We start from the raw sequence: 22,154 nt of genomic DNA on the forward strand, positions 1-22,154 counted from the left end.
AAGGGGGTGTGGGCGCTGAGGGTCAGGCGTCAAGTCTGCTGAGCACTCGCGAGACTTGTATCGGCGACCATGAGCCACCCCGAGCGGTGGGGATACCCCGCTCATTGAGGCCCGCGGCAAGCTCCCTGAGGCTTGTGGCTCCACCAGTCCTGAGGTCCGCGATGATCCCCGAGAGGTCTTCAGCGCGCTCCTGAGCCTGCCCCTGACGCACCTGCTTGCTGAGGGCACGCCCCTTCGCGCTATCAGCCGAGAGGTTACCCCTGTCACCCCCCAGGCGCACTCCACGCGCCTTAGCGGCTGCAAGGGCCGCCTTAGTGCGTTCGCTGATAGCCTTGGCTTCATGCTCGGCCACAGCGGCAAGGATGTGGATAGTTAGTCTGTTGGCTTGTGGGAAGTCAACCGCTGTGAACTCTACGCCGCTCTCCATGAGGTTGGAGATAAAGGCGACGTTGCGGGCCAGTCTATCAAGTTTTCCGATAATAAGAGTAGCCTTGTGGAGACGGCAGAGCCGAAGGGCTTCCTGAAGCTTCGGGCGATCGTTCCGCTTGCCGCTCTCGACCTCCACCACCTCAGCCAGGAGCTTCCACCGCCCACCGTTGAGATAGGAGCGGATAGCCTCCTGTTGCGCCTCCAAGCCCAACCCTGAGCGCCCCTGTCGCTCGGTTGAAACCCTTACGTATGAGACGAAGCGGCCCTGCGCCATCCCTGAGCCCCTGTGTAACGCCTGTGGCTACGTCCGATGCTTCACACGTTACAGAGCCTGCCAAAGCAAGTCAATACAATATCGGTAGCAATAACGACACATCCGCTCAGTATCACAGTCCATATGGGACCTCATAAACTTACCAACGGGTCCCTCCCAAGGGCATCTCCTGCCAGAAATGACCCACCCCTGGCTTCCGAAAGACCGCTAAAGCCCTCTGTTGTTGTTCAAGCTAGACGTGCAGTGACGAACTCCCATGAGAGACCCTGGGTCCCCAATGGGTCCCTCCACGCCCCCGCCTCCGATCCCGACCAACGCCGCAATGACTGCATAAGGGGGGATAGTCGTGGGACCCTGACACCCCTGCGGCCCTGAGAGGCCTCCGGGGCGTCCCCGAGTGCACCACCTACCGCCTTCCGCTAGAGAGATTAATCGGTGGATGATGAGGCGCATGCCTTCTCACGAAAACCACTGATCATTAGACCATCTCGTGCAGACCGGAGTTAATGTTCCGGCCTCTCGCATTGGTTATGGCGCTCACAAGGGGCTCTCTTGATGTACAGGGTTGTGGTACTTGCGTTGCTTGGTGCTGCCCTAAGTGGCTGTATGTCCGCGGAGGAGAAGCAGAGAGTCATATCCCAGAAGGCTGATACAGCCTGCTATGCCATGGGCCACAATAAGGGCACCGACTCATACAACAGATGTGTGGCCGGTGCGGGGCTCATCTTCGGCGATCAGCTTGAGAGAGAGCAACAGGCCAAGAGAGAGGCGATTGCTAGTAGCCTAGAGTCCGCGAGCGTTGCATTGCAGGCTGCGGGTCAGGCGGGGAGAGTGAACACACTGCATTGTACGTCAACGAGAGGCTTCATGGGCACAGTGGAAACCACGTGCCAATAGCGTTCCAAGTGGGACCACCACCATCCACCTGAGCGCTGAGCCCGAGGTGACCCTTGATCCCCAAGGCCGCCCGGTGACCACCAGCCGCAACGTGGCTGAGGTCTGTGAGAAGCGACACGACAACGTTCTGAGGGACATAGACGCACTCTTGGCAGGCCCCTCAGATTTGAGGGACCTTATGTTTCAAGAGGTTACGGCCCACGATCCCAGGGCCAACCGCGAGACCCGCTATTTCAACCTCACCCGGGACGGCGTGGCGCTGCTGGTGATGGGCTTCACGGGTCCCAAGGCCCTCGCCTTCAAGCTGGCCTATATCCGCCGGTTCAACGAGATGGAGGAGACCCTGAGGACCAAGGCCCCTGAGCCACCCCACGTCCCTCCCCAGGCCGACGCATTCCACCTTGCCTCCATGACCTCGATCGGATGCACTGTGGTAGCGCCTGAGAGACCATGGGGAAGACATGCTTCTGCGCCGGGGTTGGCCGCTTATACCATTAGTGCTGGTGTTGGCCGTTGCTGTCGTGGGCATGCGCCAGTCAACCAAGCCCACGCTAGATGTTCCAGGGAGCCAAGTCGGAAGGAATGCCGATCGTGGCGTTGATCGCCATGAACCAATCCCGGCACCAAGTGGGATGGGACATATAGAAAAAGCCACAGAAGAAGGAACCGAGTTCTGGCCTTCCCTCTTTGGCTACAAGATAAAAATTACCGACTCTATGACTGTAATATTTACATTTGCACTCGTTTGGTACACTCGAAAATTGAACGAGTCGACCATTAAGCTGTGGAACGCAGGCGAGAAGCAAAGAGATTTATTAGAGAAGATCGCGTCCGATCAGTCTCGCGATACCAGAGAAGCTATAAGCGCTGCCAAGGCGGGCGCAGCCGCCGCTGAACGATCTACAAAGATTGCCACAGATACTCTGGTTGCATCTAACCGCGGGTGGATCAAAGTTGAAGCTGCTATTTCTGGTCAACCCCTGACCTTCGGACCAACAGGCGCCGCCTTAGAGGTTTCGCTCTCTGCAATCAATGTCGGGAATGCGCCAGCACTCAACGTTGGTCAGAGCGTTTGGCTGTTGGCTCAGCGCAGTGGGCACGGGAAAGACCCTCTCAGTGAGCATGAGCGCAGACTTTCCCAGATCGGCGCACCAAACAGCGGCTTTACAATGTTCCCAGGCGAGGCCTTCCCATCAGTTACGCAGGTACCAAAGATTGGCATTAATATCGGATTACCAAAGTCCGAGCTAGATGAAGCGCTATCTCTTAGTCCAAATAAGAGTGTTATCCTGTTTGTCGGAGGTTGTTTCTTTTACACTTCTGCATCTGCTAGTGACAGGTCCCACCGCACTGCGTTCCTCTACGAATTAATGACAGTCAACGGCGATTCTATCAAACCAGACAATGGCGCCGTTCCATCTCACCGTTTGACGCTTCGCATGACCACCTTTGGTCAGGGCAACAACGCAACTTAGAACGACCCAAGCAACTAGTCCGTACATACTCTCAGAGACCCCTTAGCCACCGTACCCATGTTCCGGTGAAAGGCTGAGATGTGCCGGGAGCAGACCCTTGGCATGGAATACAGCGGCACAGCGAACCTGAGGCGCACCGTGAGCCCCAGAGGCCCACATCACCATCCGCATCCATCACACCGAGCATTAATAGGCGATGCCTATCATGTACATCCTGGTGATTGATGGTAGCTAAGGTGGGACTCAGGGTGCAACCCTAAGCCCGCTCAGAGCCGTCCGCCCTGCATCCGAGCCGCTTCCCGGCACCAAGAGATCACCACATGACCGAGACCGACGCGCCTCAACAGGACAATTGCCGTGATCTTGCGGCCCTTTGGCGGGCTAGGAGCCTCGTGAGGGCCTTCCGAGCGATAGACCCTGACCTGACCCTCTCTTATGCGGAGGCCTTCCTTGCTGTGGCTGAGAAGCCCGGCCACGGTCCCACGGAGTACGCCAAGAGCCTCGGGAGCGTTCAGCCTGTGGTGAGCCGGCTGCTTCACGAGCTTGGCTCAAGGTCGCGTAGGAAGGAGCGGACCGAAGGCCTGGGGCTGGTGGAGTGGAACATCCATCCCGAATCACTCCGCAACAAGCAGTACTTCCTGACCCCCAAGGGTGAGTCCCTGAAGGAGAAGGTCGTGGCCATCCTTCAAGGTCGAAGGGCTGGCACCCACGATGAGGCCACCAGCTAGACCACGGAACCTAGGGTGCGAAGGGAAAGGCAGGGGGACCGTGGGCAAACGGGGGGCTATCCGGCTCCCCACGCACTCACCGCGCTCTTTGCCACCGCCTGTCAGCAGCCCCGCAGTTGTTACATTATTCCCCCCACGTGCTTGAGGACCCTCGGGGGGCGATTGCTGCCCTCGACAGCCCTAAACCATTCTCATTCATCATCATTCGCGGCTGAAGGAGGTGGGGCACTTAGAGGACTGCAAATCCTTGCACCCCGGTTCGATTCCGGGCGAGGCCTCCACCGACATCCTCCGATCGCCGAACGGGATCATGCGCGCGCGGGCCGGGCCCAACCGGTTCGCGCCAGCGGACGCGCGACAGGGGGCAGATTAGGCGTAGCGGCCCGATCCGTGCCAGGATCTCCCATCGTTGGCAGGTCCGACTTCGTAGGCGCCAGCGGCTGAGAGACGCGTGTGCTCCCGCTTACAGCGCCCAGGAGCACCGCCGTGACCCTCACGCGCGCCCCGTTGTGGCCTTCGATCAAGGCCTCCGACGCCTGCATCCGGCATTCCCGCCTCGTCCTGCGCCAATCCTACGCGATCCTCGACCACTCGGCCGCCGTGCTGAACGCGCTGCCGCACCGTCAGGCCGAGCGGCGCCTGCCGGTCGACGGCCGGACCGCCCCGCCGCCCGACGCGCCGCTACGGGACGCGTGATCCCGCTCCGGCCGGGTCCGCGCGGGTGCCGCGGCGGCCGGGGGGCCGACCTTGCCTTTTGGCAGGCGATCCACCAAAACCCCGTCGCCCGACGGCTTGGCCGCCCCCGTCCCCAGAGACTCCCATGCTCGATTTCGCGCAAGCGCGCCGCCTCATGGTCGATTGTCAGCTGCGGACCTTCGACGTGACCGACATCGCCGTGCTCGACGCCTTCGACAGCGTGCCGCGCGAGCGTTTCGTGCCGGAGGGGCGGGAGACCTTCGCGTATATCGACCAGCCGCTCCCCCTCGGCGGCGAGGCGGGCGAGACCCGCGCGGCGCTCGCCCCGATGGTGCTCGCCCGGCTGATCCAGGCCCTCGCGGTCGGGCCCGGCGAGAAGGCCCTCGACGTCGCCACGGGGCTCGGATACGCGGCGGCGATCCTCGACAGGCTCGGCGCCTCCGTGGTCGCCCTCGAGTCGCTGCCGGGCCTCGCGGCCGCGGCCCGCGAGCGCCTCGCCGCCGTCACCGGCAAGACGATTCCCGTCGAGACCGGCCCCCTCGACGCGGGGGTCCCCGGCCGCGGGCCCTACGACGCGATCCTGGTCAACGGCCGCGTCGAGCGCCGCCCGCAGGCCTTGCTGGAGCAGCTCGCCGATGGCGGACGCCTCGCCTGCGTGCAGGGCGAGGGCCGGACCGGCAAGGCGACCCTGTGGGTGCGCGCCGGCGACGCCTTCGGCGCCCGCCCGCTCTTCGACGCGGCCGTGCCCGCCCTGCGGGACTTCGCGAACGAGCCCGGCTTCACCTTCTGACCCGGACCGCGCGGGGGACCTTCGCTCCGCGCGCGTCACCGCCCCACTCGCTCTCCCGCCGCGATCGCCACGGCATCGGGCCGATGCCGTGTGCCTTCGTGTCGGGAAGCCCGATGGGGCGGCGCCCCGATGGCGAGGACCGGAGAGGTCCCTGGCCGGCGCGCGACCGCGCTCCGCCCCGTCAAGTGTCGCTTTTATGCGCCACCAGCGGTCAAACCGGCCACCTGCGGCCGCCGGGCAGTGCCGCGGGTGCCCCATTCAGCTAAGGTTTAGCCCGAGGTGGGCGATGTTGATACCCGACCGAAGCGTTCCCGCGTGCGGCACGGGATGGCCATCGTCAAAGGTGAGTTCAGCGTGACCGACTTTGCAACTCGGGCGTATCGCGGGCTTCGGCTCGGCGGCCTCCTCGGCCTCGCCATGGCGATGGTCGTGCGGACCGCCGCCGCCGAGACCCTGGAGAGCGCCCTCGCGCGATCCTATGTGGGCAACCCGACGCTCAATGCGCAGCGGGCCGGGCAGCGCGCGACCGACGAGAACGTCGCCCGGGTGGTGGGTGGCTACCGGCCGACCGTGTCCGGCACGGCCGCGATCGGCGTGCAGAACATCGACGGGCGGCAGGCCGGGGTGCGCATCAACCAGACCCTCGTCCCGGGCAGCGCCGGCCTGACCGTCAACCAGACCATCTTCAACGGCTTCCTCACCGACAACCAGACCCGGCAGGCGGAATCGCAGGTGCTGGGAGGCCGCGAGGGCCTGCGCAACACCGAGATGACGGTGCTGTTCAACGCCGCGCAGGCCTACATGAACGTGCTCGCCGACACGGCGACGCTCGAACTCAACCGCAACAACGTCGAGGTTCTGGAAGAGCAGCTGCGCCAGACTCGCGACCGCTTCAACGTCGGCGAGGTCACCCGCACCGACGTGGCGCAGGCCGAGGCGCGGCTCGCCGGCGCCCGCTCGCAGGTCAGCGTCGCCGAATCGACCCTGCGCGCCGACATCGCCGTCTACCGCCAGGTCGTGGGCGTCGAGCCGCGCCAGCTCGCCCCGGGCCGCCCCCTCGACCGCTACGTGCCCGGCACGCTGGCGGCGTCCCTCGACATCGGCCTGCGCGAGCACCCGCAGATCCTCTCGGCGCTCCACTCGGTCGATTCCGCCGAGGCGCAGGTGAAGATCGCCGAGGCCGCGCTCTACCCGCGGGTGAGCGTCGCCGGCACCGTCCAGAAGCTGTTCGACCAGCAATTCGCCCATACGGAGTACGTCCAGGGCGCCGTCACCGCCCAGCTCTCCGTGCCGCTCTACCAGGGCGGCAGCGAGTACGCGACGATCCGGCAGGCCAAGGAGCAGGTCGGCCAGGCGCGCATCCTGGTCGAGACCTACCGCGACCAGGTGCGGGCCGCCATCGTCAGCGCCTGGGGCCTGCTCGACGCCGCCAAGGCCCGCGTCATCGCCCAGCAGGCGCAGGTCCAGGCCAACGAGGTGGCGCTCAACGGCGTGCGCGAGGAGGCGCGCGTCGGCCAGCGCACCACCCTCGACGTCCTGAACGCGCAGCAGGAACTGCTCTCGGCCCGCGTGAACCTGATCGCCGCCCAGCGCGACCGCGTGATCAGCTCCTACCAGGTCGTGCAGGCGATCGGCCGGCTCACCACCGACTTCATCGGTGTGCCGGTCACCCAGTACAGCTCCAAGGTGCATTTCGATCAGGTCAAGGATCTCTGGTACGGGGTGCGGACCCCGGACGGCCGCTGATCATGGCGCCCACGTCACACCGGTGGACACTCCTGCGGGCGGGATGACCGCTCGCTTGTGCCCGGGACCGGACGTGAAATACTGATGCCGGGCCGGCCGGCCCGACCTCCCTCCCGAGCGTTGAGTCGATGAGCGCAGCGAGCCCCAGGACGCAGGACAAGGCGCAGGAGCCCTCGATGGAGGAGATCCTTGCCTCCATTCGCCGCATCATCGCCGACGACCAGAAGGAGGCCGAGGCCGCGAGCGGCCCGGCGGCCCGGCCCACCCCCGTGCCCGACGACGATCCGGATCCCGCCGAGGACGCGGCGAGCATCCTCGACCTCGCCGAGGTGGCCGAGCCCCTGCGCAAGCCGCCGCTCGAGGAGGAGCCGGAGATCGACTTCAAGGACGATCCGATCGACTTCGACGCGATCGAGATCGAGCCCCCGCCGCCGCCGAGGGCCGCCGCCACCGCCCCGCAGGCCGAGGCGCCCCCGGCCCCGCCCGCCGCGCCGCCGCAGGCGGCCGAGCGGCTGATCTCCCGGGACACCGACGCCAGCGTCAGCCAGGCCTTCAACCTCCTGGCCCACACGGTCCTGACCAACAACGCCCGCACCCTGGAGGATCTCGTCCAGGACATGCTGCGGCCGATGCTGAAGTCCTGGCTCGACGACAACCTGCCCTCGCTGGTCGAGCGGCTGGTGCGGGCCGAGATCGAGCGCGTCGCCCGCGGGCGCTGAGGGAACCCGCCGGCGCGGCGCGCCGCGGCCGAGAGTTGACGGGACGCCCCCGTTCGGTTGAAAGCGCATCCTTCAGGGGGCCGGCCGCCCGTGCGGGCCCGGCCCCGTCTCGATTTCCGATGCGTTGTCGCCGGTGCGCCGGGCCCCTCTGCCGGGCGGGTGCGCCCCGGCGCGGGTGGCCCCGTCATGATGGACAAGACCTTCGATCCCGCCGCCGTCGAGGCGCGCATCGCCGCCCAGTGGGAGGAGGCGCAGGCCTTCCGGGCCGGCCGGCCCGAGCGCGCCGACGCCGCCCCCTACAGCATCATGATCCCGCCGCCGAACGTGACGGGATCGCTGCATATGGGGCACGCCCTCAACAACACCCTCCAGGACGTCCTCGCCCGCTTCGAGCGCCTCCGGGGGAGGGACGTGCTCTGGCAGCCCGGCACCGACCACGCCGGCATCGCCACCCAGATGGTGGTCGAGCGCCGGCTGATGGAGCACCAGCAGCCCGACCGGCGCACGCTCGGGCGCGCCGAGTTCGTGCGCCGGGTCTGGGAGTGGAAGGCGGAATCGGGCGGCACCATCGTCAACCAGCTCAAGCGGCTCGGCGCCTCCTGCGACTGGTCGCGCGAGCGCTTCACCCTCGACGAGGGCCTGTCGAAGGCGGTGATCAAGGTCTTCGTCGACCTGCACGCCAAGGGCTTGATCTACCGCGACAAGCGCCTGGTGAACTGGGACCCGCGCTTCCAGACCGCGATCTCGGACCTCGAGGTGCAGCAGGTCGAGGTGAAGGGCCACCTCTGGCACTTCGCCTACCCGGTGGTGGACGCGGCCGGGCAGGAGACGGGCGAGACCATCACGGTGGCGACGACCCGGCCCGAGACCATGCTGGGCGACACCGCCGTGGCCGTGCATCCGGAGGACGAGCGCTACCGCGCCCTGGTGGGCCAGCGCGTGCGCCTGCCCCTGGTCGGCCGGCTGATCCCGATCGTGGCGGACGACTACTCCGACCCCGAGAAGGGCACCGGCGCCGTCAAGATCACCCCGGCCCACGACTTCAACGACTTCGAGGTCGGGCGCCGTCACGGGCTGCCGCTGATCAACATCCTGGATGAGGAAGCGCGCATAAGCCTCGACGGGAACGACGCCTTCCTGGCGGATGCGGCCCCCGAGGCCGAGGCGCTCGCCCTGCACGGCCTCGACCGGGCCGAGGCCCGCAAGGCCGTGGTCGCCCTGATGGAGGCGCGCGGACGGCTGGTCGCGATCGAGCCCAACACCCACGCGGTGCCGCACGGCGACCGCTCGGGCGTGGTCATCGAGCCCTACCTCACCGACCAGTGGTACGTGGACGTCAAGCCGCTCGCCGACCGGGCCATGCAGGCGGTGCGCGACGGCCGCACCCGTTTCGTGCCCGAGACCTACGAGAAGACCTACTTCCAGTGGCTGGAGAACATCGAGCCCTGGTGCATCTCGCGCCAGCTCTGGTGGGGCCACCAGATCCCGGCCTGGTACGACCCCGAGGGCACCGTCTTCGTGGCGGGCAGCGAGGAGGAGGCCCTGGAGAAGGCCGCCGCCCATCACGGCCGCCCGGTGGCCCTGCGCCGCGACGAGGACGTGCTCGACACGTGGTTCTCGTCGGGCCTGTGGCCCTTCTCGACGCTGGGCTGGCCGGAGGCGACGCCGGAGCTCGCCCGCTACTACCCGACCAGCACCCTGGTGACGGGCTTCGACATCATTTTCTTCTGGGTCGCCAGGATGATGATGCTCGGCCTTCACGCGATGGACGAGGTGCCGTTCCGGACCGTCTACATCCACGCCCTCGTCCGCGACGAGAAGGGCGCCAAGATGTCGAAGTCCAAGGGCAACGTGGTCGATCCCCTCGACCTCGTCGACCGCTACGGCGCCGACGCCCTGCGCTTCACCCTGGCCGCCATGGCGGCGCAGGGGCGGGACATCAAGCTCTCCGTGCAACGCGTTGAGGGCTATCGGAACTTCGCCACCAAGCTGTGGAACGCGGCCCGCTTCGCCGAGATGAACGGCTGCCGGCTCGACCCGGATTTCCGGCCCGAGGCCGCGCGCGAGACCCTGAACGCCTGGGCGCTCGGCGAGGCCGCCCGCGCGGTGGCCGAGGTGACGGCGGCCCTCGACGCCTTCCGGTTCAACGACGCCGCCCAGGCGGCCTACCGCTTCGTCTGGAACGTGTTCTGCGACTGGTACCTGGAGCTCGCCAAGCCGGTGCTGCAGGGGGCGGCCGGCCCGGTCCAGGACGAGACCCGGGCCACGGTGGCCTTCCTGATCGACCAGATCTGCGTCCTCCTCCACCCCTTCATGCCCTTCCTCACCGAGGAGCTCTGGGCGACCAAGGGCCGTGAGGCGGGGCTCGACCGCGGGCTCCTGGCGATGGCCCGCTGGCCCGACCTCGCCGCGCTCGCCCGGCCGGAGGCCGAGGCCGAGATCGGCTGGGTGGTGGACCTCGTCTCGGAGATCCGCTCGGCGCGCTCGGAGACGAACGTGCCGGCCGGCGCCCAGATCCCGCTGGTGCTGGTGGCGCCGGGCGAGGCGGTGCGGGCGCGGCTCGGCCGCTGGGGCGAGACGATCCGGCGCCTGGGCCGGGTCAGCACGATCGAGGTCGCGGCCCAGAGCCCGGCCAAGTCGGTCCAGCTCCTGGTGCGCGGCGAGGTGGCGGCCCTGCCGCTGGAGGGCGTGGTCGACCTCGCCGCCGAGGTGGTGCGCCTGCGCAAGGAGGCCGGCAAGCTCGAGGGCGAGATCGGGAAGATCGACGCCAAGCTCGGCAATGCCGACTTCCTGGCCCGCGCCCCCGAGGAGGTGGTCGAGGAGCAGCGCGAGCGCCGCGAGGCGGCGGTCGAGCGCCTCGCCAAGGTGCGCGAGGCCCTGGCGCGGCTGGAGGGGTAGGGGACGCAGATGCGGGCGCGGGCGAAGCGGTCCGGCCTGCGCCGCGCCGGCCTCGCCCTCGCGCTCCTCCTGGCCGCCCTGGCCCTCCTCGTCGCCGCCACGGCTCGCCCCGGCGACCCGGCCCTCTTCCCGCCGCGGGGGGAGGACGCCGTCACCGTGCACCTCGTGGCCAATGGCTGGCATTCGGGCCTCGTCCTGCCCCGCGAGACCCTGGCGCGGGCCGCCGCGGCGGCGGGCGCCGGGGGTCTCCTCGGCATCAGCGAGCGCTTCCGCGCCTACGAGGCGCTGGAGATCGGCTGGGGCGATGCGGGCTTCTACCGGCAGGTGCCGACGCTCGGGGCGCTCGATGGGCGGCTCGCCCTCGCGGCCCTGTTCACCCCGGGGGGCCGACCGGCGGTGCTCCACGTGGTCGGGATCGACGGTGAGCCGGCTTCGCGCTTCCCCGCGGCCCGCATCCTGCGGCTGCGCCTATCGCCGGAGGGATTCGCGCGACTCGCCGCCGCGCTCGGCCGCAGCGTGCGCCTGCGCGACGGCCGCCCCATCGAGGCGGGACCGGGCCTCTACGGGCCGAGCCTGTTCTACGAGGCGGAGGGGCGCTTCAGCTTGCTTCACGTCTGCAACCACTGGACGGGCGACCTCCTCAACGCGGCCGGCCTGCCGGTCCTGCCCGTGCTCGACACCCTGCCGGACGGCCTCCTCCTCGACCTCGCCCGCCAGGAGCGCGCGCGCTGATCCCGCGCTACGCCGCGGCGGGGAACATCCTTCGTCTTGAAGGGCTCCAGTCGAGATCCGCAAACCCGGAGCCTTTCCCGCCCGAAAAACAGTATCCTGGCAGAATTTCCGGCCGCTCTCCCTTGACAGGGCGGGCAGGCTGGAAAGACGCTGCAGTCAGAACACATCACCGATGAGGAGGCCGGGTCTCCGGCCGCGGGGCGCTCCTGCGCCCGGAGGCCCGGCCCGAGACCCCGAAAGATCCCGAGCGCAGCGCGATCCGTGAGCTTCATTCCGGGGGGCACATCCATGCGACAGGTTCCGGGCTCCTACGGCCCTCCGCTGCTCAAGACGCTGGTCGACACGATCGACTTCCTGTTCGTGAGCGGCTGGGAGCGATTCTTCGCCCGGCGGCGCGCCCGCCACCGCAGCACGGTGTTCAAGGTCAACCTGTTCAAGCCGACCGTGGCGGTGCTCGACCAGACCGGGATCGCCGCCCTGTTCGGGGACGCCGACCTGATCCAGGATTACGGGTTCGGCTGGGCGGTGCCGCCGCTGCCCCTCGTCGGCCACGTGCCGCCGAGCGTCTTCGGCCACGGCGAGGCCCATGACGGCTACAAGCGCCTCTACCTGAACCTCCTCAAGGCCCGTGCGACGAGCCTGCCGGCCACCTTCGACGCGGCCTTCGCGGCGCAGGCGGCCCGCTGGGAGGCGACGCCCCGCTTCTCCTTCGCGGACGGGATCGAGGACCTCGTCGCGGCCTTCGTGTTCCGCTGGCTCGTCGGCGCCGAGATCGACCCGGCCGACGTGCGCGTCGTCTACAACAACATCTTCACGCAGCGCTTCACGGCCATCACGCGGTTCCTGCCGGCCTCGACCTATGCGCGCTCGCTCGACGCCTATGACCGGCTCCTCGGCGCGGTGCGGGGGGCGCTCGCGACCTCCGACATCGTCGCGATGGCGCGGGACGAGGGCCTGCACGACCGCGAGGCCCTGGCCAAGCAGCTGACCTTCCTGTGCGGGATGAACAGCTTCCTCGGCCTCCAGAACCTGATGAAGTCCCTCGTCGGCGAACTCACCCTCCATCCCGCGTGGCGGGAGGCGGTCCGCCGCGAGGCGCGGGCCGGCGGCGCCACGCCGGTCCTCGACCGCGTCATCCGCGAGACCCTGCGCCTGCACCCGCCGGTGTTCTTCGTGTTCGGGCGCGCCACGCGGAACCGTGTCCTCGACGGGGAGACCTCCCGGTTCGCGATCCGCGAGGGTGAACTCGTGATGGGCGTGATCCCCTTCGCGCAGAACGACCCGGTCCACGTGCCGCGCGCGGAGGTCTTCGATCCCGACCGGTTCCTGGACCCGGCGACCGGCGCGCGCCCGCTGATCTGGCCCCGCGGCCTGGAGCACGCGCGCGTGGAACCGCAGGACCGCACCTGCCCGGGCAAGGACCTCGCCTTCGCGACGGCGCGGCGGTTTGCCACCGCGCTGGTGCGCGACTACGACTGGACGCTGGCCGAGCGCCCGACCTGGTCGCGCCGCCGCTTCTCGCTCAACGTGGCGGCGCCGGCGGGAGCCCTGACGGTGGGACGCTTCGCCAGGAGCGACGGGACCGGGTAGGATGATCGTCCCTGTGTTGCCGCGCCCGTCGGCGCGGCGCGAGCGTGATGGGAGCGTCGAGCGTGACGGCGGCGGGGCGGTGGGGTGTCGTCGCGGGGCGGGGCGGGACCTGATGTCGGGACGGCCCAGCCCGGCCGCGCCCGAGCGTCGGCAGCTCACCGTGATGTTCTGCGACCTCGTCGATTCGACGGCTCTGGCCGCGCGCCTCGACCCGGAGGACCTGCGCGAGGTGCTGCAGGCCTATCAGCGCCTCTGCGCCGGGATCGTGGAGCGCCACGGGGGAACCGTCGCGCAGTTCCAGGGCGACGGCATCGTCATCTATTTCGGCTTCCCCCTGGCCGAGGAGGATTCGGCGGAGGCCGCGGTCCGGGCGGGGCTGGAGATCCTGCGGCGGCTGCCCGACCTCGACGCCCCGCCCGCCGCCGCCGCGCGGGAGCGGGACGACCGGATGCAGGTCCGCATCGGCCTCGCGACCGGCCTCGCGGTGGTCGAGGACATGCCCCGTGCGGGCAGCGCCGGGGTGGTGGGGCAGGTGCCCAACCTCGCCGCGCGCATCCAGGCGGCGGCCGCGCCGGGCACGCTGGTGATCGCGGACGCGTCCCGCCGGCTGCTCGGCGCCCTGTTCGACCTCACCGATCTCGGCCCCCACGACCTCAAGGGGATCGGCGAGGAGGTGGTGCTGTGGCGGGTGGAGGGCGAGCGCGTCGACGCAGCCCGCGCGGATGCGCGCCGCAGCGGCCCCGCCCATGTCGGGCGCGAGGCGGAACTCGCCCTCCTGACCGGCTGCTGGGAGCGGGCGCAGCAGGGATGCGGGCAGGTGGTGCTGGTGCGCGGCGAGCCGGGGATCGGCAAGTCGGCCCTGTTGCGGGCCTGGACCGGCACGCAGGCGGAGGCGGGGATCGTCCGCATCGCGCTCCACTGCTCGCCGCGCCACACCCACAGCCCCTTCTACCCGCTCCTCGGGCATCTGCGGCGCATCGCCCGGCTGTCGCCGGAGGATCCGCCGGCCGGCCGCCGGGAGAAGCTGGAACGGCTGCTCGCGCCCGAGCGCCGGGAGGGGGGCGCGCCGCTCCTTGCGGACCTGCTCTCCGTGTCCCTCGACGGGCCGCCGCCGGAGCTGACCGCCGACCAGCGCAAGGCCGCGACGCTCGCGCTCCTCGCCGACGAGATCATCGGCCTCTGCGCGCGCTGGCCCGTGGTGATGGTGGTCGAGGACGCGCAGTGGGCCGACCCCTCGACCGAGGAGCTGGCGCGCCTCGTCATGGGCCGTCTCCGGCCGGTCACGGGCGAGGGCGAGGCGATCCTCGCGGCGCGGCGGCTGCTCGTCCTCGTCACCGCCCGGCCCGAATACCGGCCGCCCTGGGCGGAGGCGGAGGGCGTGCGGGCGGTGACGCTGGCGGGCCTCTCCCCGGACGAGGCCGAGGCGGTGGTGTGCGGCGTGGCCCAGGACCGGCCGCTCGCGCCCGCCGAGCGGCGCGCCATCGTGGCCCGGGCGGACGGCATCCCGCTCTTCATCGAGGAGCTCACCAGCGCCGTGCTGGAGGAGCGGGACGGGGCCGGCCCGGGCGCGGCGCCGCGCGGCGCGCCGGAGGGCCCGCAGGTCCCCTCGACCCTCCAGGACATCATCATGGCGCGGCTCGACCGGCTCGGCAGCGCCAAGCCGGTGGCCCAGGTCGGGGCGACGCTGGGCCGTTCCTTCTCCCGCGACCTGCTGCGGCGCGTCACCGAGCGCCCGGAGGAGGATCTCGCCGCCGCCCTGGCGGAGATCGTGCAGGCCGGCCTGCTCCTGGAGCGGACCGAGGGGGAGAGCACCACCTACCTGTTCAAGCACGCCCTGGTGCAGGACGCCGCCTATGCGAGCCAGCTGCGGGCGAGCCGCCGCGCCCTGCACGGCCGCATCGCCGCGGTGATCGAGCAGGATTGCCCGGACCTCGCCGAGACGGAGCCCGAGACCCTCGCCCTCCACCTGCGGGGCGCGCGGGCCTTCGCGCGGGCCGCCGCCGCCTCCCTTCGGGCGGGCCAGCGGGCGGCGGCGCGCTTCGCCAATGCGGAGGCGATCCAGCATTTCCAGGCCGGTCTGGACGACCTCGCCCAGGTGGAGGGCGGCGGGGAATGCGCGCTCGCGGCGCGGCTCCATCTCGGCCTCGCCCAGGCGAGCTACGTGGCCAAGGGTCCCGCCCACGGCGACACGGTGGCGGCCTATGCGCGGGCGCACGGGCTCGCGGCGCATCTCGCCGATCCGGAGGAGCGCGTCGCCCTCCTGTGGGGGGTGTTCTCGGGCCACCATTTCGCGGCCCGCTCCGACGCGGCCGCGGCCACCGCCCGCGAGGCCCTGGCGCTCGCCGGGCGCGACGGCGACCCGATCCATCGCTGCCAAGCCCACCGCATGCTCGGCTACGTGGAGTTCTTCCGCGGCGGTCTCGCCGAGGCGCTCGGGCATTTCGGCGAGATCCGCCGCCTCTACCGGCCCGACCCCCATCGCGGTCTCGCGCCGATCTTCGGGGCGGATTGCCAGATCGGCGCGGCCGGCTTCGAGGGCGTGGTCCTGTGCGTGCAGGGGCGGGTGCCCGAGGCGCTGGCGGTGACGAAGGCGAACCTGCGCGACGCCCAGGGTCTCGGTCATCCGGCCAGCATCGGCTGGGCCTTCGCGGCGGCGGCCTACGTCCACCATTACCGCGGCGACCGCGCGAAGACCCGGTCGGTGGCGCAGGAGGGCTTCGCCTATTGCCGCCGCCACGGGATCGCGGCCTGGGGCCTGCACTGCAAGGTCTTCCTGGCCTGGGCGGCGGCCGGACCCGAGCGGCCGGACCGTGCCGCCGAGATCCTCGCCGACATCGCGGACGCGGCGACCCGCACGCGGCTCGGCCTGCCGCAGCTGCGGGGACTCGCCGCGGAGGCGCTGCTGCTCTGCGGGGACCCGCATCCGGCGCTGGACCAGGTCCGCGTCGCCCTCGACGAGATCGATGCGACCCGCCAGACGATCTTCCGGCCGGTGCTGCTGCGCCTGCGCGGGCTCTGCGCCCTGGCGGCGGAGGAGGCGGCCGAGACGACCCCGGAGGCTTGGCTGCGCGAGGCGGCGGCGGTGGCCCGCGCGATGGGGGCGGGGCTCTTCGCGGCGCGGGCGGAGGCGGATCTTGCGGCCCTGGCGGCGGCCGGGCCGGCGGGGCGGACCCGCGTGCGGGCGCTGCTGCTGGGCGCCCCCTCGCCCTCGCCAGCGGAGCGCGCTCGGCCGGCGTGAGGCCGGGCGATCATCACGCCATCGCACGATCCTTCCCCGATCAGCGCATTGCAAGAAACGTCGATCTATCCAGATACGCAAAGTAAGAACGATATAGCAAAATCATTCCGCGGCCGGGATTCGAACTTACGCTCGGCAGACTTTGCGGATATGAGCAAACTTGCAGATGAAGAACCTGTGCCAGGGGCTCGATCAGCACAGTGGACATGGTGTTGCAGAAGGCGCGCGCCGGCACGCGGGATGGCGCGGCGCGGCCGGCCTCCGGGCTCGCGGCGCAGCGCCGAGCCGCCACGGCGATCCGCGTCGTCCTGCCCTGGATTGCGCCGGTTGCGCTGATCGCCCTCTGGCAGGGGCTCTCCAGCGCGGGCGTCGTCTCGCCCCGGGTCCTCCCGGCGCCGCTCGACGTGTGGTGGACCGGCTGGCGCCTCGCGACGCGGGGCACGCTCGGTCACGACATCCTGGTCAGCGTGCGGCGGGTTGTGGTCGGCTTCGGGCTCGGGGCCACGACCGGCCTTGCCCTCGGCTTCCTCGTCGCCCTCTCGGCGCTCGCCGACGGGCTGCTCGACCGCTCGCTGCAGATGGTCCGGACCGTTCCGCATCTGGCCCTCGTGCCGCTGATGATCCTCTGGTTCGGCATCGGCGAGACGCCGCGGGTGCTTCTCGTGGCGATGGGATCGATGTTCCCCGTCTACGTCAACACCGTCGCGGGCATCCGGAACGTCGACCCGAAGCTCATAGAGCTCGGCCGTTCCTACGGGCTGGGACGCGTCGAGCGGGTGCGCAGCATCATCCTGCCGGGCGCCCTGCAGCCGATCCTCACGGGCCTGCGCTACGGGCTCGGCGTGGCGTGGCTCACCCTCGTCGTGGGAGAGACGATCGCCTCGCGCGACGGCATCGGCTACCTCGTCCAGAACGCGCGCGAATTGCTGCGCACCGACGTCATCGTGCTGGCGATCGTCCTCTACGCCTTCGCCGGCTGGCTGACGGATGCCCTGGCCCGGGCCGCGGAGCGGCGCCTCCTGCACTGGCATCCGCACTACGCCTCCGGGGCGCGCCGGTGAACGCGCGCGGGGGCCGGCCGAATCCCGCCGGCGCGGCGGTGCATCTGCGGGGCATCGGACGCAGCTTCGGCCCCCGGCGGGTCCTGGACGGCATCGAGCTGACGATCGCGCCCGGCGAATTCGTCTCCCTGATCGGGCCGAGCGGGGCGGGCAAGTCGACGCTGCTGCGCCTCCTCGCGGGGCTCGACGCGCCCACGGCCGGGACCGTCGCGCTGCGCGCGGGCGCGGGGCCGCCGGAGGCGCGGCTGATGTTCCAGGAGGACCGGCTGCTGCCCTGGCGCGACGTGCTCTCGAACGTCCTCCTCGGGGTGCCGGACCGGCGGGAGGCGGCCATCGACCTGCTGGCCGCCGTGGGCCTGCACGGCCGCGCGCACGATTATCCGGTCGCGCTCTCCGGCGGCCAGCGCCAGCGCGTCGCGCTCGCCCGGGCCCTGATCCACGAGCCCGACCTCCTGCTCCTCGACGAGCCCTTCGGCGCCCTGGACGCGATCACGCGCGCGGCGATGCAGGTGCTGCTGCGCGAGATGCTGGCGAAGCGCCCGCGCACCGTGGTCCTGGTGACCCACGACGTCGAGGAGGCGCTGCTGCTCTCGGACCGCGTGCTCGTGCTCGATCGCGGCGGCATCGCGCGGATCGAGCCGATCTCGGCGGCCCATCCGCGCCATCGGGCCGACCCGACCCTCGTCGCCCTGCGGGAGAGCCTGCTCGCCGGGCTCCTCGACGCGGCCGCCTGACGCTCCGACCCCAGGAAAGGAAGTCCTCCCGTGCCAACGATCATCGGCGCATCCCCCGGCCATCCGCGCCCGACCCGGCGGGGGGCGCTCGCCGCGGGCGTGGCGGGGCTCGCCTGCGCGGCTCTGTCCGCACCGTCGCACGGCGCGTCGCCCGCGGGGCGCGGTCCGGCCGAGATCCGCATCGCGGTGATCGGGGACGGCCTGACCGGGATCTGGGCCTCGATGCGCGCGGGTCCGCGCGCGGCCCAGATCGCCCGCGACCTGGGCAGCAGGCCGGTCTGGCAGCCCGGCTTCACGGCCTCGCTCCCGGTCATGGAAGCGGTGCGGGCGGGCGGGATCGATTTCACCTTCGCGACCGCGACCGCCGTGGTGAACGCGGTCATCGCGGGCGTGGACATCGCCCCGCTCGCGGCCTTCCCGCTCCCGGTGAACGAGGTCGACGTCGTGGTCCTGGCGGATTCGCCGATCCGGGGCGCGGCCGATCTCAGGGGCCGAAAGGTGGCGCACCAGAACGGGACGACCGGCACCTACAGCCTGATCAAGTACCTGGATACGGCCGGGCTCCGCCTGGGCGACATCGAGGCGATCAGCCTGAGCGGCGCCGACGCCTACACGGCGCTCGCCCAGGGCAGCGTCGATGCGTGGATCCACTGGCAGCCGGCGACCGGACTCGCCCTCGCCAAGCTCGGTCCCCGCGGCCGCACCCTGTCCGCCGTCGGAACCTACGATTACGCCTTCTACGTCGCCAGCAAGGCCTTCGCCGATCGCCACGCCGAGACCGCGGCGCGGCTCGTGCGCCTCATCCGCGACACCCAGCGCGCCATCGCGGCGGATCCGGACGGGGCCGTCGCGCTCTGGGCCGCCCAGGGCGGCTTCGCCCCGGGAAGCGTCGAGGAGGGGGTCTACCGGAAGCTCATCGTCGATGCCCGCCTGTCGGAATCGACCGCGATCGCGCTGGCACCGGTCGGCGAGGCGGCCGCGCGCGCGACCCAGGAGATGGCCGACACCTTCCGGACGCTGGGCGTCCTCCCGGACACGGCCGACCTCTCGGGCTTCCTCCTGTCGCGGGCCTTCGACCCGATCCGCGCCGCCGTCGCCGGGGAGCTCGCCGCATGAGCCCGCCGATCCGGTCCACCGACCCCAGGATGAGGCTGGCCGCCTTCGTGACGGCCGGTCCCGGCCGGCCGGGCGGCTGGCGCTATCCGGCCTCCGAGGACGGCTGGCTCGATGCCGCCTACTACGCCCGCATCGCCGCCACGCTGGAGCGGGGCCTGTTCGACATGGCCTTCTTCGCCGACATCCTGGCCGTGCCCGACCGCTACCAGGGCAGCACGGACTCGCAGCTGCGCTACGGGGCGCTGGGCTCCCTGCGGCTCGACCCCGTCATCGTGCTGACCATCATGGCGGCCGCCACGCGCCACCTCGGGCTCGCCTCGACGCGCTCGACCAGCCACTACGAGCCCTTCGAGGTGGCGCGCTCCCTCGCGACGCTCGACCACCTCAGCGGCGGCCGCGCCGCCTGGAACGTGGTGACGTCGTTCCAGGATGCCGAGGCGAAGAACTTCTCGAAGGCGCAGCAGGTGCCGCGGGCGAAGCGCTACGACCGCGCGGACGAATTCCTGGAGGTCGTGTTCAAGCTCTGGGACAGCTGGGAGGACGCGGCTCTGGTCCTCGACCGCGCGACGCCGCTCTTCGCGGATCCCGGGAAGGTGCGGGCGATCGATCACGCGGGCGAATGGTTCAGCGTGCGCGGCCCGCTCAACGTGCCGCGGCCCCCCCAGGGCTACCCGGTGATCATCCAGGCCGGGGCCTCCGAGCGCGGCCGCGCCTTCGCGGCGCAATGGGCCGACGTGATCTTCGTCAGCCACGATTCCTTCGACAGCGCCCGGGCCTTCTACGCGGAGATGAAGGAGCGCGCCGTCCGCCACGGACGGCACCCGGACGCGCTCAAGATCCTCCCTTCGGCGACGCCGCTCGTGGGCGAGACCCGCGCGATCGCCGAGGAGAAGAGCCGCCTTCTGCGCAGTCTCGTCGATCCCCATGCCGGGCTCTCCACGCTCGCCTATCACCTCGACGTGGATCTCAGCGCGTTCCCGCTCGACGCGCCCCTGCCCGATGTCGACGTCCCGGGCGTGCAGGGCCATTACCAGGAGGTCCGCGAGCGGACGGTCAAGACCGGGCTGACCCTGCGCGAGCTCGGCCGCCACTACGGCAGCCGCTACGAGGGCGACTTCGTCGGCACCCCCGACGACGTCGCCGACCGGATGGAGCACTGGTTCCGCGAGGGCGCGGCGGACGGCTTCACCCTGGCGGCGCCGCATCAGCCCGGGGGGTTCGAGGATTTCGTCCGCCTCGTCGTGCCGGTGCTGCAGCGGCGCGGAGTGTTTCGCACCGCCTACGAGGGCACCACGCTCCGGGACAATCTCGGGCTGACCCGCCCGGATCACGGTGCCTGGCGGAGCCGGGCCGCCGGACCGGGACGGAGGGACACCGCCTGATCCGGCCGCGCCGGGCGCGCGATCGGGCCGCCCGCTTGGCCCGCCCGCTTGGCCCGCCGCGCGGGGCGTGGGAAGGGGCGGGTATGACGACCCTTCTGGCCTACGCCCTGGCGGCCCTCGCCGAGATCGCCGGCTGCTTCGCGGTCTGGTCCTGGCTGCGCCTCGGGCGCTCGCCGCTCTGGCTCGCGCCCGGCCTCGCCTGCCTGGTCCTGTTCGCCGTGCTGCTGACGCGGGTCGACAGCGCCGCGGCGGGCCGGGCCTACGCGGCCTATGGCGGGATCTACATCGCGGCCTCGCTCCTCTGGCTCTGGGCCGTGGAGGGCCAGCGGCCGGACGCGGCGGATCTCGGCGGGGCGGCGCTGTGCCTCGCCGGCAGTGCCGTGATCCTGCTCGGCCCGCACCGGTAGGGGGTGGGGTGGAGGTGGACCTTCCGACTTCGCCCGATGGAGCATTTTCCGACGAAGTGGGTACCGGTTCGTCGGAAAATGCTCTAGAACAGCATCAGAGATCGGTTCGCTTCGGTCCCGTTCCCACGCCCCCGCCCTGATCGCTTTCGCGCGGAATCGAGAGACCTTGTCTTTGGATCGATGTACGACCATCAATCCGAGCGATCTGAAGACCATGCCTTATGAGCACTTGCTCGGCCTCGGCAAGACGCCGCTCCATCAGATATAACTGCTGCGACAGGCGCTCTTCGGACTCACGCAGATCGCCAGCAACTTGCCGAGTCAGGGTTCGGCGCAGCCATTCCAGCACTGAGGGTCTCCAGGCTGTGTCGTCTCGGCCGAGCCACACCTTGAAAAAGCGCGGTCGAAACGGCTGGGATGGGTGAAACGCCGCCGCTGGCGTGATTACGCCTTCTGCGCGGCGAGCCGAGCCCCCAGGCCGATGAAGAGCGCGCCCATGGCCCGCTGAAGCCACAGGGCGATGCGCGCGTTGCGACGAAGACGACCCGTGAGCTGCGCCGCTCCCGCGACGAGACCGAGGTTGATGCCAATCGCGAGCATGTTCGCCGTGACGCCGAGCAGGACGAGTTGGGCCGTGACGTGCCCGGCCTGCACGTCGATGAACTGCGGCAGCAGCGCAACGTAGAAGATCGCCACCTTCGGATTGAGCACATCGCTCCAGAAGCCCTGCCAGAAGATCGCTCGCAGGCTTCGCCCGGCGATCTCACTCCCCGTCAGGTTCGTCATCGCCTCGCGGCTCATAAGCGCGCGGATGCCGACGGAGCAGAGGTAGGCCGCTCCGGCCCACTTCACGATCGTGAACGCCGTCGCTGACGCAAGCAGCAGCGCAGACAGGCCGACAACCGCCGCAGCGAGATGCAGGTAGGCGCCCGCGTTGATCCCGAGAGCGGCCATGCTCCCTGCCCGCCGACCCTGCGCAACGGTACGGGTGAGCATGTAGGCCATGTCCGGCCCCGGTACGAGGACCAGAATGATGGATGAGGCGACGAACAGGAGGTAGGCGTGCAGGCTCATCGCCGGACAGTGCCGCTTCCCTCGCGTCGCTGCAACCTCCGCCTCGGGTCGCCAGCAGTCCCTGGAACCATCGGACCGCTGGCGTCCCGACCCGTAGGAGCCACCCCGCCGGACGACCGCCGCCACCTGACCAATCCGTAATCTGATCGCCACCGGCAGGTCAGGGCC

At 70.3% G+C, this 22,154-nt stretch carries 18 protein-coding genes, 1 tRNA gene and 1 pseudogene; 17 read left to right on the forward strand and 3 right to left on the reverse strand.

What is annotated here, in order from left to right; genetic code table 11:
* Positions 1 to 22 precede the first annotated feature (22 nt).
* A complete protein-coding gene (locus tag ACW9J6_RS15040; RefSeq protein ID WP_457117291.1) occupies positions 23 to 703 on the reverse strand; it encodes a recombinase family protein in 681 nt (226 codons plus the stop codon).
* A gap of 943 nt (positions 704 to 1,646) precedes the next feature.
* Between ACW9J6_RS15040 and ACW9J6_RS15045 the strand changes: the two are divergent.
* From ACW9J6_RS15045 to ACW9J6_RS15125, 17 genes and pseudogenes are all read left to right on the forward strand, one after another.
* Positions 1,647 to 1,943 (forward strand): annotated as a pseudogene (locus tag ACW9J6_RS15045) (Rha family transcriptional regulator); the annotation flags it as partial.
* A 118-nt stretch (positions 1,944 to 2,061) separates the two neighbouring features.
* Positions 2,062 to 3,075 (forward strand): hypothetical protein, encoded by a 1,014-nt coding sequence (locus ACW9J6_RS15050; RefSeq protein ID WP_457117402.1) that lies wholly within the window; start codon positions 2,062 to 2,064, stop codon positions 3,073 to 3,075.
* A gap of 320 nt (positions 3,076 to 3,395) precedes the next feature.
* Positions 3,396 to 3,803, forward strand: a complete 408-nt coding sequence (locus tag ACW9J6_RS15055) for a hypothetical protein (protein WP_457117292.1) — start codon at positions 3,396 to 3,398, stop codon at positions 3,801 to 3,803.
* Positions 3,804 to 4,012: 209 nt separating this feature from the next.
* Positions 4,013 to 4,084 (forward strand) — tRNA-Cys (locus ACW9J6_RS15060).
* A 205-nt stretch (positions 4,085 to 4,289) separates the two neighbouring features.
* On the forward strand, positions 4,290 to 4,499 hold the full coding sequence (locus tag ACW9J6_RS15065; RefSeq protein WP_457117293.1) for a hypothetical protein: 210 nt from the start codon (positions 4,290 to 4,292) through the stop codon (positions 4,497 to 4,499).
* 124 nt (positions 4,500 to 4,623) lie between these two features.
* A complete protein-coding gene (locus ACW9J6_RS15070; RefSeq protein WP_457117294.1) occupies positions 4,624 to 5,289 on the forward strand; it encodes a protein-L-isoaspartate O-methyltransferase family protein in 666 nt (221 codons plus the stop codon).
* 354 nt (positions 5,290 to 5,643) lie between these two features.
* Positions 5,644 to 7,035 (forward strand): TolC family outer membrane protein, encoded by a 1,392-nt coding sequence (locus tag ACW9J6_RS15075; protein WP_457117295.1) that lies wholly within the window; start codon positions 5,644 to 5,646, stop codon positions 7,033 to 7,035.
* Positions 7,036 to 7,211: 176 nt separating this feature from the next.
* Positions 7,212 to 7,754: a PopZ family protein gene (locus ACW9J6_RS15080; protein ID WP_457117296.1), complete on the forward strand. Its 543-nt coding sequence runs from the start codon at positions 7,212 to 7,214 to the stop codon at positions 7,752 to 7,754.
* Positions 7,755 to 7,940: 186 nt separating this feature from the next.
* Positions 7,941 to 10,652: a valine--tRNA ligase gene (locus ACW9J6_RS15085; RefSeq protein ID WP_457117297.1), complete on the forward strand. Its 2,712-nt coding sequence runs from the start codon at positions 7,941 to 7,943 to the stop codon at positions 10,650 to 10,652.
* A 9-nt stretch (positions 10,653 to 10,661) separates the two neighbouring features.
* The gene (locus tag ACW9J6_RS15090) at positions 10,662 to 11,384 is read left to right on the forward strand and encodes a DUF2459 domain-containing protein (RefSeq protein ID WP_457117298.1); all 723 of its coding nucleotides are present in this window, start codon (positions 10,662 to 10,664) and stop codon (positions 11,382 to 11,384) included.
* A gap of 288 nt (positions 11,385 to 11,672) precedes the next feature.
* On the forward strand, positions 11,673 to 12,974 hold the full coding sequence (locus ACW9J6_RS15095; protein ID WP_457117299.1) for a cytochrome P450: 1,302 nt from the start codon (positions 11,673 to 11,675) through the stop codon (positions 12,972 to 12,974).
* A gap of 112 nt (positions 12,975 to 13,086) precedes the next feature.
* Positions 13,087 to 16,212: an AAA family ATPase gene (locus ACW9J6_RS15100; protein ID WP_457117300.1), complete on the forward strand. Its 3,126-nt coding sequence runs from the start codon at positions 13,087 to 13,089 to the stop codon at positions 16,210 to 16,212.
* 206 nt (positions 16,213 to 16,418) lie between these two features.
* On the forward strand, positions 16,419 to 17,273 hold the full coding sequence (locus ACW9J6_RS15105) for an ABC transporter permease (protein WP_457117301.1): 855 nt from the start codon (positions 16,419 to 16,421) through the stop codon (positions 17,271 to 17,273).
* Positions 17,270 to 18,007 carry an ABC transporter ATP-binding protein gene (locus tag ACW9J6_RS15110; RefSeq protein ID WP_457117302.1) on the forward strand — a complete coding sequence of 246 codons (738 nt, stop codon included), beginning with the start codon at positions 17,270 to 17,272 and terminating at the stop codon, positions 18,005 to 18,007. Before ACW9J6_RS15105 ends, ACW9J6_RS15110 begins: the two co-directional genes overlap by 4 nt.
* 30 nt (positions 18,008 to 18,037) lie before the next feature.
* Positions 18,038 to 19,123, forward strand: coding sequence for an ABC transporter substrate-binding protein (locus ACW9J6_RS15115; protein ID WP_457117303.1), 1,086 nt, complete (start codon positions 18,038 to 18,040; stop codon positions 19,121 to 19,123).
* The gene (locus ACW9J6_RS15120) at positions 19,120 to 20,505 is read left to right on the forward strand and encodes an LLM class flavin-dependent oxidoreductase (protein WP_457117304.1); all 1,386 of its coding nucleotides are present in this window, start codon (positions 19,120 to 19,122) and stop codon (positions 20,503 to 20,505) included. Before ACW9J6_RS15115 ends, ACW9J6_RS15120 begins: the two co-directional genes overlap by 4 nt.
* A gap of 83 nt (positions 20,506 to 20,588) precedes the next feature.
* Entirely contained in the window at positions 20,589 to 20,912 is a 324-nt protein-coding gene (locus tag ACW9J6_RS15125; RefSeq protein ID WP_457117305.1) for a YnfA family protein, read from the forward strand.
* Between the two features lie 94 nt (positions 20,913 to 21,006).
* Here the strand turns inward: ACW9J6_RS15125 and ACW9J6_RS15130 are convergent, their stop codons facing one another.
* Complete coding sequence (locus tag ACW9J6_RS15130; protein WP_457117306.1) at positions 21,007 to 21,261, reverse strand: hypothetical protein; 255 nt, start codon at positions 21,259 to 21,261, stop codon at positions 21,007 to 21,009.
* A 95-nt stretch (positions 21,262 to 21,356) separates the two neighbouring features.
* Positions 21,357 to 21,986 (reverse strand): LysE family translocator, encoded by a 630-nt coding sequence (locus ACW9J6_RS15135; protein WP_457117307.1) that lies wholly within the window; start codon positions 21,984 to 21,986, stop codon positions 21,357 to 21,359.
* Between the last annotated feature and the right edge of the window lie 168 nt (positions 21,987 to 22,154).

The organism is Methylobacterium sp. JK268, from assembly GCF_054052225.1.